This is a genomic window from Scandinavium lactucae, from assembly GCF_033843265.1.
GTDB classification, from domain to species: Bacteria; Pseudomonadota; Gammaproteobacteria; order Enterobacterales; family Enterobacteriaceae; genus Scandinavium; species Scandinavium lactucae.
Window position 1 is genome coordinate 100,939 of record NZ_JAWXRD010000029.1, and the last position, 11,902, is coordinate 112,840.

General features: G+C 54.5%; 13 protein-coding genes. 9 read left to right on the top strand and 4 right to left on the bottom strand.

The features are described 5' to 3' along the window. Positions 1–88: 88 nt before the first annotated feature. The 3 genes from SIK69_RS11000 to folB all read right to left on the bottom strand — a co-directional run bounded on the left by SIK69_RS11000 (position 89) and on the right by folB (position 4,520). Complete coding sequence (locus SIK69_RS11000) at positions 89–2,980, bottom strand: glycosyl hydrolase family 18 protein (RefSeq protein ID WP_319786092.1); 2,892 nt, start codon at positions 2,978–2,980, stop codon at positions 89–91. A 256-nt stretch (positions 2,981–3,236) separates the two neighbouring features. Next, complete coding sequence (gene bacA / locus SIK69_RS11005; RefSeq protein ID WP_319628675.1) at positions 3,237–4,058, bottom strand: undecaprenyl-diphosphate phosphatase; 822 nt, start codon at positions 4,056–4,058, stop codon at positions 3,237–3,239. Between the two features lie 99 nt (positions 4,059–4,157). Further along, a complete protein-coding gene (gene folB, locus SIK69_RS11010; RefSeq protein WP_319628676.1) occupies positions 4,158–4,520 on the bottom strand; it encodes a bifunctional dihydroneopterin aldolase/7,8-dihydroneopterin epimerase in 363 nt (120 codons plus the stop codon). A 107-nt stretch (positions 4,521–4,627) separates the two neighbouring features. Here folB and plsY point away from each other — a divergent pair, with 107 nt between their 5' ends. From plsY to ureG, 8 genes are all read left to right on the top strand, one after another. Beyond that, positions 4,628–5,242: a glycerol-3-phosphate 1-O-acyltransferase PlsY gene (gene plsY / locus SIK69_RS11015; RefSeq protein ID WP_319786093.1), complete on the top strand. Its 615-nt coding sequence runs from the start codon at positions 4,628–4,630 to the stop codon at positions 5,240–5,242. Between the two features lie 90 nt (positions 5,243–5,332). Then, complete coding sequence (locus SIK69_RS11020; RefSeq protein WP_319786094.1) at positions 5,333–6,157, top strand: urease accessory protein UreD; 825 nt, start codon at positions 5,333–5,335, stop codon at positions 6,155–6,157. 9 nt (positions 6,158–6,166) lie between these two features. After that, complete coding sequence (locus SIK69_RS11025) at positions 6,167–6,469, top strand: urease subunit gamma (protein ID WP_319628679.1); 303 nt, start codon at positions 6,167–6,169, stop codon at positions 6,467–6,469. Positions 6,470–6,479: 10 nt separating this feature from the next. Then, positions 6,480–6,797, top strand: a complete 318-nt coding sequence (locus SIK69_RS11030) for an urease subunit beta (protein WP_319628680.1) — start codon at positions 6,480–6,482, stop codon at positions 6,795–6,797. After that, positions 6,794–8,497: an urease subunit alpha gene (gene ureC, locus SIK69_RS11035; RefSeq protein WP_319628681.1), complete on the top strand. Its 1,704-nt coding sequence runs from the start codon at positions 6,794–6,796 to the stop codon at positions 8,495–8,497. The genes SIK69_RS11030 and ureC overlap by 4 nt, the downstream gene beginning before the upstream one ends. A gap of 9 nt (positions 8,498–8,506) precedes the next feature. Then, positions 8,507–8,980 carry an urease accessory protein UreE gene (ureE, locus tag SIK69_RS11040; RefSeq protein WP_319628682.1) on the top strand — a complete coding sequence of 158 codons (474 nt, stop codon included), beginning with the start codon at positions 8,507–8,509 and terminating at the stop codon, positions 8,978–8,980. Next, positions 8,980–9,654 (top strand): urease accessory protein UreF, encoded by a 675-nt coding sequence (locus SIK69_RS11045; protein ID WP_319628683.1) that lies wholly within the window; start codon positions 8,980–8,982, stop codon positions 9,652–9,654. Before ureE ends, SIK69_RS11045 begins: the two co-directional genes overlap by 1 nt. Before the next feature lie 9 nt (positions 9,655–9,663). Next, positions 9,664–10,281, top strand: coding sequence for an urease accessory protein UreG (ureG, locus tag SIK69_RS11050; protein ID WP_319628684.1), 618 nt, complete (start codon positions 9,664–9,666; stop codon positions 10,279–10,281). Between the two features lie 47 nt (positions 10,282–10,328). Here ureG and tsaD read toward each other — a convergent pair whose 3' ends face one another. Further along, a complete protein-coding gene (gene tsaD / locus SIK69_RS11055; protein ID WP_319628685.1) occupies positions 10,329–11,342 on the bottom strand; it encodes a tRNA (adenosine(37)-N6)-threonylcarbamoyltransferase complex transferase subunit TsaD in 1,014 nt (337 codons plus the stop codon). 227 nt (positions 11,343–11,569) lie between these two features. Between tsaD and rpsU the strand changes: the two genes are divergently transcribed. Beyond that, on the top strand, positions 11,570–11,785 hold the full coding sequence (gene rpsU, locus SIK69_RS11060) for a 30S ribosomal protein S21 (RefSeq protein ID WP_001144069.1): 216 nt from the start codon (positions 11,570–11,572) through the stop codon (positions 11,783–11,785). Positions 11,786–11,902: the final 117 nt, after the last annotated feature.

Consider the following 11,902-nt stretch of genomic DNA (forward strand, 5'->3'; position numbering starts at 1 on the left):
AGAAAATCGCCTTTACCCACAGGGATAAAGGCGATTTAAGGCTTACATTTGACTTAACATGACACTGTCAAAAGCCGTTCATGGAAGATTACTTGGCTTTATCGATGAAGAATTTTATTGAAAGGGCTTTGTTATCAAATGACAATTTCGATAGATTGGGAATCTGTTCACCTGACTTCACATCAATATAAGCCCCCTGATAGTCTCGATCAGCATACACACGGGCGGTATATCCCTCAGCAACCTTTATCGAGGACATCTTCCTACCGAAATCAGGCATATACTCCCAATGTTTATAACCCCCATCGAGCACTGGAGTATCCCCCATAATTTCCACCATCTGACCACCATAAGCGGGACCGTCCCAACCAACCGCCTTAACGACCTGAACAGATGATACTGCTTTATTCATTACGGAACCTGGCTTGGTCATATCAAATTTAGATTGAATTTGACCTGTATACAGGGCATCAGTTCCTTTGAACTGACAGTCAGTGAATAAACGTACCCCCAACGAACCTTTTGGCAGTGATAAGGACGACACTTCGTTATCAGCATTAAAACCGTTTTTCATCTTCACACCAGTTAAGCATGCGATGTCACCCGTGATATCCAGGCTATCGCCCGTTAAACCACCATTCTGGAACAGTGTGGCTTTAAGACCAGTTACAGGCGTTGGCTGTGGCTGAGGTTCTGGCTGCGGCTCTGGTTCAAAGCTGTTAACGACGATTTTGGCGATGGTCGCCGGATTAGGTGAAATACGTTCAATGACAACGGTTTCACCGAGAGAGATATCTTTCTCATCAGACTTAACGTGTGTAACGGTGCTATCTTCAGTCGCAGTGCTATATGCACATTTGCCATTATCGCAGTTGAAAATATAGTTACCTTTTAACTTATTGTCATCAATGACTTTAGCAACATAAGAGGAACCGTCCGCACTGTGAAGTTTTGCTTTATCAAAATCAACGAAAACATACGGTACGTTGTTAATTTTCGACACGCTAATTGACTTCACAGTGCCATCAGAAATAACCGGGTTTTTACCGTCAAGCATATCCTGCGTCACAATCAGTTCGCCCAATACAGCTTTATTAGGATACTCACGCGTTACTGTGATGACCGTACCTGCTTTCAGGCGGCTTTTGACGTCAAAGTTAGATCGCAGAGAAACTTCTTTGCCAAAGCGGCCTACGTAGCTGTAGTAAGCAGAAGCACCTTCGGACCCAAACAGATATTTCCCGTCGGCAGAGGCCGTAAATTTGTAACCACTCTTGAACTTATTTGCATCAAGGTTCATCACAACATTTGTTTGACCATTGTACAAATTGACCACAATACCCTTCAGGTCGGTCTTATCAATAATCGGATCGACATCTGGTGGTACCGGCACATCGGAACCATCTGGCAGCGGTGTGTTTTTCACTTCTTTAACGATATTCCCCAGTTCATGTTCCGGAGTATCGCCGCTGATGTCCCAAAGGATCGCGCCCCCAAAGCCCTGATCGAGAATGTAATCTACTTTTTCATCAATAGACTGCGGATCGTCATAGGTCAGGAATTCTTGTTTGGTTTTGCTGTAGAGATACGGCACGTGGGACTCTGAATCCCAGTAACGTGTATATTCGCCGCTTGCCAGCTTCTGCTTCAGCACATACCACGGATTGGTGCCAGTGAAGTCTTTAGCATCATCCCATGCACCTTTCACGGTTGCCGCACCGGTGTTAAACATACCCGGCAAACCAGGAATAAGTTCTGTGCCCGGGACATGGCCCCAGCCACGGCCATAATATGGGATCCCCATCATCAGCTTAGCTTTCGGCACTTTCCAGGTTTCGGCGTAGGCCTTCATGGTGTCAGCGACGTTCAGTTCTTTATCTTCATCACGGCTGTTTTCAAACAGCGGCGCGTTATGACCGGTTAACGGCTCGAATGCGCCGTGGATGTCATAGGCCATCACGTTCACGCTATCCATTAACGCCGACGTTACGGTCGGGTTGATGTACTGGATATTGTTGTGGTTAGTGGTGACCGCTGCAGAAAGTTGATAATACTTATCATCCTTCAGGCCCTGTGCATCCAGTTTGGTACGCAGCGACTGGATAAGCTTAGTGAACTGCGCTTTCTCGGCTTCGGTATCCGGGTATTCCCAGTCAATATCCACGCCGTCGAAATGCCACTGCTTCATATAACTGACCATACTGTTAGCCAGTTTCTCTGTGCCTGCATCCGTGGCGGTTGCTGCTTCGAAGACGCCTTCCTGAGAGTTATTCCAGCCACCGACGGAAATCATATGCGCCACGTTAGCCGCGTCAGTACGCTTTTCCAGATCTTTGATAAGGCCTGGTGCTTTGTCGGTGTCATGCATGGTGACCACACCGTCTTTTACCACTGCAAAACCGTAATTAAGGTGGGTCAGGCCGGAGTAGTCCACTTTGTCGGGGGTAAAGAAGTTATGGGCTTCATACACACCCCATTCCGGGAAGTAGCCAATCACTTTACGCTGTGCGGCCACGTTGGCCTTTTCACGGTTCTGTAGATCGATAGCTGCCTGGCCGCTAAATGGCGTGAACTGGAAGGTCGCGTAAGGCTTGATGGCCGTTGAATCGCCAGATACCCAAACCGGGTCAGTGCCCGGGCTGACGCCCTGATCAACCCACCATTGTGCGGTCCAGTAATATCCGAGGAAACGCACGGTATCTCCGCCTTTATAGGTACGGTTCGGGTCGTATTCTTCGGAGATAATCGCCAGTTCCTGTTTAGCCGCAACTTGGGCTAAAACGCTGCCTGGGAAGTTATTTTGTGATGCATTGGTATACGCAGCCCAGGTATGACCTCCATCTTTGGAGATCATCATCGAATAATCGAGACCGGAGAAGGTATTCGTCTGATCGTTTGCCGTGACGGTCGCGGCAGACGATAGCATTGGGAATCCAACGGCGGAAAAAAGAATCGCCGTGGTTAATTTATTCAAGCGCATAAGTAGGCTCCGAATTTATCCATAAATTCATTGTTAACAAGAAAGTGCATAAAGAAAATGCACCTCAAAATAGCATTAACGCGCCATGCTCAGAACTTAATTACATAATTCGAATTAATAACCCACTTAGTAAACGTTAGAAAAAATAATGTATTCAAATCTATGATTTACTCTCAATCATTCATAAGGATGATGTATAAAACAAAAAAGCCTCGCCGAAGCGAAGCTTTTCTTTATTTATCATCAGCGTTTATATTTACATAAATACCGCATAAACCGCTGCCGCAACGATAAAGCGATAGATAGCAAACGGAATAAACGTAATACGCTTAATAATGTGCAGGAAAGTTTTAATCGCAATCAGCGCTACGATAAACGCGGTTACGAAACCGACGGCAAACATCGGGATATCTGACGTGGTCAGGAAACCGATGCTCTTATAAATATCGAGCGCCGTGGCACCCATCATCATCGGCACTGCCAGCAGGAAGGAAAACTCTGCCGCAGCATAACGACTAATTCCGAGCAGCATGCCGCCCGCGATGGTTGCACCGGAGCGGGAAAAGCCGGGCCACAGCGCCAGACACTGGAAGCAGCCAACCAGAAACGCCTGACCGTAAGTCATGTCATCCAGACCCACGGTGCGTGGCTCTTTCGGTTTACAGATTTCGGCCACAATCAGCAGCACGCCGCCGACAATCAGCGCATACATCACGTTCACCGGGTTGAACAGCGCTTTGATGGCATCGTGCAACACCAGCCCAAGTACCACCGCCGGGATCATTGCCAGCAATACGTGGATCAGCGTCAGGCGACCGGAGCCTTCACCTTCATGTACCGGTGGCCGACCAAAGTGAATGCCGATCAGACCAAACAGACGACGCCAGAACATCACCACCACCGCGAGGATCGATCCTAACTGGATAACCACTTCAAAGGTATTGGCCTTGTCGCCTTCAAAACCCAGCAGGTGGCCGACGATAATCATGTGGCCGGTACTGGAAACGGGTAAAAACTCAGTCAGTCCTTCGACAACACCCAGGATGGCCGCTACCAGCAGCGAGTGCATATCGCTCATCAATAAACCCTTAAATAATCAAGAAAAAAGAAGCTGTAAAATGAATCCAGCTTTAAGACATAACTATCGGCACTTCGTTTAACTAAAATGAATTTATTCTTACGCTTTCGGATTAGCGCCACGCTCAATGATGACACCAACGTTCGCCGCACGCGCCACCGCCCCCGGTTTGCTGAGTTTGATCCGCACCCATGGCGAGTTAAAACGCGCCAGTAAAATGTCAGCGACCTCTTCGGCCACCCGCTCCACCAACGCGAAACGCCCGCCTTCAACGTGGGCGATCACCGCCTCGCTGATATCCGCATAGCTGAGACAGTCCTCAACGTTGTCACTGGCTGCGGATTTTCGGTTATCCCACGCCATTTCGATATCGAACACCAGCTTCTGTTCGATGGTCTGTTCCCAGTCGTAAACACCGATAGTGGTGATTACCGAAAGTTGCTCTATAAATACAATATCCATCACGACCTGCCTGCTTTTTGCCCTTGCCGGATACCACTTCCGGCAAAATATGCGTATTATCCACAGATGAAGAGAATACCGATACATTTTCAAAACGGAACAGCGTTATGAGTGCAATCGAGCCTGGAATGGTTATCCTCGCCTACCTTTGCGGCTCAATTTCCAGCGCCATTCTGGTCTGCCGCATCGCGGGTCTGCCTGACCCACGCCTGAGCGGTTCCGGTAACCCCGGAGCGACCAACGTTTTACGAATTGGCGGCAAGGGAGCAGCCGTAGCTGTACTGATCTTCGACATCCTCAAAGGCATGTTGCCGACCTGGGGTGCCTGGGCGCTGGGGTTCACCCCGTTCTGGCTTGGCCTCGTCGGGATCGCAGCCTGCATCGGTCACATCTGGCCCGTCTTCTTCGGCTTTCGCGGCGGCAAAGGCGTGGCGACGGCATTCGGGGCGATTGCACCGATTGGCCTCGACCTCACCGGCGTGATGGCCGGCACCTGGCTGTTAACCATTCTGCTGAGCGGCTATTCGTCGCTGGGCGCGATTGTCAGCGCGCTGGTGGCACCATTTTACGTCTGGTGGTTCAAACCGCAGTACACCTTCCCTGTGTCGATGCTCTCCTGTCTGATCCTGCTGCGCCACCACGATAATATCCAGCGCTTATGGCGTCGTCAGGAAACCAAAATCTGGTCGCGCCTGCGCAAAAAGAAAAAACTGCAGGAATAGCATCATAAGCCTTTCCTATGACCGCGAACTTTGCAGAGTGATCCATACTCATTAGCGTCTGATTAATCACGCTATTGCAGAGGTGCCGCGTTGTCTGGCGCAGAACCGGAGAGTGAAAAAAAAGGCTGGCACGCTACGCTGGCCCTGCTGTTCCGCCGCACGCCGGTAAAAACGGTTTTGGCCTCCGCTCGCCACTCTGGCCCGTTGACCGTTCAACGTCCCTTTTACCCCGAAGGCGACACCTGTCATCTGTATCTGTTACATCCGCCCGGCGGTATTGTCGGCGGTGATGAACTTGATATCGCCGTCACCCTCGAAGCCAACTGTCACACGCTGATTACCATGCCCGGTGCCAGTAAGTTTTACCGCAGCCACGGGCCGCAGGCTCGCCTGAGCCAGCGTTTCGACCTCGCATCCAACGCCATTCTCGAATGGCTCCCGCAGGACACCATCTTCTTTCCCGGGGCCAAGGCCGCACTACACAGCGTATTCCATTTGCAGGAAGGTGCCCGTCTGCTGGCGTGGGAACTTTTTTGTCTGGGCCGCCCGGTGATGGGCGAAACGTTTAGCCACGGCGAAATCTGCAATCGACTTGAGGTCTGGAAAGACGGCACGCCGCTGCTGATTGAACGGCTGCACCTGCGCGACGGCAACCTGAGCGGCGTGGCTGAACAGCCGTGGGTCGGCAGCCTGCTGTTTTATCCCGGCGACGAAACGATGCTCGATGCGGTGCGCGACCAACTGGTCCCACTCGACACCTTTGCCGGGGCCACGCTGACCGACGGCCTGCTGACGGTGCGCTTTTTGTCGCTCGACAACCTGATTTGCCAGCGCGCCATGCGCGACATCTGGCAGGCGCTGCGCCCGCAGCTGCTGAACAAATCCCCTTTGCTTCCCCGAATCTGGCTGACCTGAGAGAACGCTATGGAACTGACGCCCCGAGAAAAAGACAAGCTGCTGCTGTTTACCGCTGCCCTGGTGGCAGAGCGCCGCCTCGCCCGTGGGGTGAAGCTCAATTATCCCGAATCGGTGGCCTTAATCAGCGCCTTCATCATGGAGGGCGCTCGCGACGGCAAAAGCGTGGCCTCGCTGATGGAGGACGGTCGCCATGTGCTTACCCGCGAACAAGTCATGGAAGGCGTGCCTGAGATGATCCCCGACATTCAGGTCGAGGCCACCTTCCCGGACGGCTCCAAACTCGTCACCGTGCATAATCCGATACTCTAAGGACGCCACCATGATCCCCGGTGAATATAAAATCCAGAACGGTAACATCGCCCTCAATGTGGGCCGCGAAACGCACAAAACGGTGGTCGAAAACCACGGCGATCGCCCGATTCAGGTCGGATCGCATTACCACTTTTACGAAGTGAACCCGGCCCTGAAATTCGATAGAGAACCTTGCAAAGGCTTTCGCCTGAACATTGCGGCGGGCACCGCCGTGCGCTTCGAGCCAGGGCAAAAGCGTGAAGTCGAACTGGTGGCGGTCGCGGGCGATAAACGCATTTTTGGTTTCCGTGCAGCGGTGATGGGTGAGCTGGAGGCGAAACCATGAGTGAGATTTCGCGTCAGGCCTATGCCGATATGTTCGGCCCGACCACCGGCGACAAAGTGCGGCTTGCCGACACCGAGTTGTGGATTGAGGTGGAAGACGATTTCACCACCTACGGCGAAGAGGTCAAATTCGGCGGCGGGAAGGTTATCCGCGACGGCATGGGCCAGGGGCAAATGCTGAGCGATGACTGCGTCGATCTGGTCCTGACCAACGCGCTGATCGTCGATCACTGGGGGATTGTCAAAGCGGATATCGGCGTGAAGGACGGGCGGATCTTCGCCGTCGGCAAAGCGGGTAATCCGGATATTCAACCCAACGTCACCATCCCGATTGGCGTCGGCACCGAAGTGATCGCCGCCGAAGGTAAGATAGTCACCGCGGGCGGTGTTGATACCCACATTCACTGGATTTGCCCGCAGCAGGCGGAAGAAGCGCTGGTCTCCGGCGTCACCACCATGATTGGCGGGGGCACCGGCCCGGCGGCAGGCACCAACGCGACCACCTGTACGCCGGGGCCGTGGTACATCAGCAGGATGCTACAGGCCATCGACAGCCTGCCGGTGAACATCGGCCTGCTGGGCAAAGGCAACGGCTCCAACCCCGACACCCTGCGCGAACAGGTAGCCGCTGGAGTGATTGGCCTGAAAATTCATGAAGATTGGGGCGCAACGCCCGCCGCTATCGACTGCGCATTGACCGTCGCCGAAGAGATGGATATTCAGGTGGCGCTGCACAGCGATACCCTGAACGAATCGGGTTTTGTCGAGGACACTCTGGCGGCGATCGGAGGTCGCACCATCCACACTTTCCACACTGAAGGTGCGGGTGGCGGCCATGCCCCGGATATCATCACCGCCTGTGCACAGCCAAATATTCTGCCCTCTTCAACCAATCCGACGCTGCCTTACACCATCAACACCATCGACGAGCACCTCGATATGCTGATGGTTTGCCATCACCTGTCGCCGGATATCGCCGAAGACGTAGCCTTTGCCGAATCGCGCATCCGTCGGGAAACCATCGCCGCCGAAGACGTGCTGCATGATATCGGCGCATTTTCCCTGACCTCATCAGACTCGCAGGCCATGGGCCGCGTGGGCGAAGTGATTTTACGCACCTGGCAGGTGGCGCATCGTATGAAGGTGCAGCGCGGCGCACTGGCTGAGGAACAGGGTGATAACGACAACGTCCGCGTGAAGCGTTATATCGCCAAATACACCATCAACCCAGCGCTGACCCACGGTATCGCCCATGAAGTCGGATCTGTCGAAGCGGGAAAAATGGCGGATCTGGTGCTGTGGTCACCGGCCTTTTTTGGTGTGAAACCGGCCGCGATCGTCAAAGGCGGCATGATCGTCATGGCCCCAATGGGCGATATCAATGCTTCCATCCCGACCCCGCAACCGGTGCATTACCGGCCAATGTTTGGCGCGCTTGGGGCGGCGCGACACCACTGCCGCCTGACATTTTTATCCCAGGCGGCGCTCGATAACCAGGTACCGCAAACGCTGGGCTTAAAGAGCCAGGTCGCAGTGGCGAAAGGCTGCCGAACGGTGAAGAAGGCCGACATGATCCACAACAGCCTGCAGCCGAATATCACCGTCGACGCGCAGACTTATGAAGTCCGGGTCGACGGCAAACTGATCACCAGTGAACCGGCTGACGTCCTGCCGATGGCACAACGCTATTTTCTGTTTTAAGGAGCCACGATGCTGTATCTGACTCAGCGCGTTGACCACGCGCATCAATTGACCGCCAGCGTCACATTGCCGATTGACGTGCGGGTGAAAAGCCGCGCCAAAGTGCTGCTGAGCGACGGACGCGAAGCCGGACTCATGCTGCCTCGCGGCCTGCTGCTGCGCGGCGGCGATATCCTGGCGAGCGAAGACGGCAGCGAATGTATTGCCGTGATCGCCGCCAATGAGGGCGTGTCGGTGGTGCGTTGCGCCGATCCGTTCCAGCTCGCTAAAGCCTGCTATCACCTCGGCAACCGCCATGTGCCGCTGCAAATCATGCCCGGCGAACTGCGCTACCATCACGATCACGTGCTGGACGATATGCTGCGCCAGTTTGGCCTGGAAGTGGCGTTTGCCAACCTGCCGTTTGAGCCGGAAGCCGGGGCCTATACCAGCGAAGCGCAGGGGCATCATCATCATGGCCATTCGCATTCGCACAGCCACTGATGACCGACACCACGCAGCGATTACGTTTATTACAACTGGCCAGCAGCAACCTGCCGGTCGGCGGTTATAGCTGGTCGCAGGGACTGGAATGGGCGGTGGAAGCGGGCTGGCTCAAGGACACCACCGCCTTCGCCCGCTGGCAAACGCAGCAGATGGAGCAGAGTTTTTTCCACGTCGACCTGCCGCTGTTCGCCCGGCTGTATCACGCTTTTGCACAGGAGGATTATGCCGCTGCCCAGCGCTGGAGCGCATGGCTACTGGCCTGTCGTGAAACGCGGGAGTTGCGGGAAGAAGAGCGCAACCGCGGCCTGGCGTTTACCCGCCTGCTGTATGACTGGCAGCCGGACTGCCCGGGCGAATGGCGATCGCTGTTTAGCCAGAGCCAGCTCTGCGGCATGGCATGGCTCGGAGTGCGCTGGCAGATCGATCTGCACGAACTGGCACTGACGCTCGGCTACAGCTGGATTGAAAGTGCGGTGATGGCTGGCGTGAAGCTGGTGCCGTTTGGCCAACAGGCGGCGCAGAAGCTAATTATGACGCTGTGCGAGCAATACGCCGCAGGCGTAGAACGGGGGCTGAACTGCCCCGATGAAAGTATCGGTTCCGCGACGCCGCTGGCGGCAATCGCCTCGGCGCGGCATGAAACGCAATATTCCCGGTTATTCCGTTCCTGAGGAGAAGGTATGGCAAGTTATAAACATCCGTTGCGCGTGGGTGTCGGCGGCCCGGTCGGGTCTGGCAAAACCGCCCTGCTGGAAGCGCTGTGTAAGGCAATGCGCGACACTTATCATCTGGCGGTCGTCACCAATGATATCTACACCAAAGAAGATCAGCGTATTTTGACCGAAGCGGGGGCGCTGGAGCCAGATCGCATCGTCGGAGTCGAAACCGGTGGCTGTCCGCATACCGCCATTCGCGAAGACGCGTCGATGAACCTTGCTGCGGTGGAAGCGTTAAGCGAGAAATTCGGCAATCTGGAGGTGATCTTCGTCGAAAGCGGCGGGGATAACCTGAGTGCTACCTTCAGCCCGGAGCTGGCCGATCTGACGATTTACGTGATCGACGTGGCCGAAGGGGAAAAGATCCCCCGCAAAGGCGGGCCGGGGATCACTAAATCCGATTTCCTGGTGATCAACAAAATCGATCTCGCCCCGTACGTCGGTGCGTCGCTTGAAGTGATGGAACGCGACACCAACCGGATGCGCGGCGAACGTCCGTGGACCTTCACCAACCTGAAAGCGGGCGACGGTCTGGCAACGATTATTGCGTTTTTGGAAGATAAAGGAATGTTGAAGGCGTAATAGTTTAATGTTGCCCGGTAAGGCGTCGCCGACACCGGGCATTACGATTACGCGGCAGGCAGCTCAGCCAGCGGCCAGCGAGGACGGACAGTCACGCCGAGGCCTGCATTTTCACCGGTTTTCAGACGCACCATGCCAGCGTAGGCAATCATCGCGCCGTTATCGGTACAAAACTCTGGACGGGCGTAAAACACTTCGCCTTTACGCTTGTGCATCATCTCGGCGAGTTTTGCGCGCAGTGTGCGGTTAGCGCTCACGCCACCTGCCATCACCAGACGCTTAAAACCGGTTTGATCCAGCGCCCGGCGGCATTTGATCATCAACGTATCCACCACCGCGTCTTCAAACGCGCGGGCGATATCGGCGCGAGTCTGGTCGTCATCCCCGTTAGAACGGATGGTGTTGGCCGCGAAGGTTTTCAGGCCAGAGAAGCTGAAATCCAGCCCCGGACGGTCGGTCATCGGACGCGGGAACACAAAGCGCCCTTCGCTGCCCTGCGCCGCCATTTTCGACAGCATCGGCCCGCCGGGATAATCGAGCCCCAGCAGCTTGGCGGTTTTGTCGAACGCTTCACCGGCGGCATCGTCAATCGATTCACCGAGCAGTTCATACTCACCAATACCGGTAACGCTGATCAGCTGCGTGTGCCCGCCGGACACCAGCAGCGCCACGAACGGATACGCCGGCGGATTATCTTCCAGCATCGGTGCCAGCAGATGGCCTTCCATATGGTGAACCGGAATCGCCGGCACGTTCCACGCAAACGCCAACGCCCGCCCCACGGTAGCGCCAACTAACAGCGCCCCCACCAGACCAGGACCTGCGGTGTAGGCCACTGCATCAATATCTTTTGCCGTCAGATTGGCTTCTTTTAATGCCGCCTGAATCAGCGGCACCGTTTTACGCACGTGATCGCGGGAGGCCAGCTCCGGCACCACGCCGCCGTAGTCGGCATGCAGTTTCACCTGACTATACAATTGGTTGGCTAACAGCCCTTGCACATCGTCATAAATGGCGATGCCGGTTTCATCGCAGGATGTTTCGATTCCCAGTACACGCATGGTTGGTTTTACCTCATTTCAATACCGCGCAGTGTAGGGCGAATGCGGGTCGATGTATACCCTGAGGGGTGAGTTCGTGTATACTCACCCCCCTTACAAAAGTCCCGTTCAAAAACGGCATTGGTGCTTTACAAAGCAGCGGTAGTTGCAGTAAAATTCCGCACCATTTTGAAATAAGCTGGCGTTGATGCCAGCGGCAAACCGAATTTATCAAAGGTGAGAGTTACATGCCGGTAATTAAAGTACGTGAAAACGAGCCGTTCGACGTAGCACTGCGTCGCTTCAAGCGTTCCTGTGAAAAAGCGGGTGTTCTGGCCGAAGTTCGTCGTCGTGAGTTCTATGAAAAACCGACTACCGAACGTAAGCGCGCTAAAGCTTCTGCTGTGAAACGTCACGCGAAGAAACTGGCTCGCGAAAACGCACGCCGCACTCGTCTGTACTAATCTGTTGAGAGCGCACGCTCTCAATCCAGACTGAGTTCAAGCTGTAAAGGCCGTGCTTCCGGAAGGAATGCGCGGCTTATTTTCGTTTATACATCAGCATACGCTCCAGCATTCAGG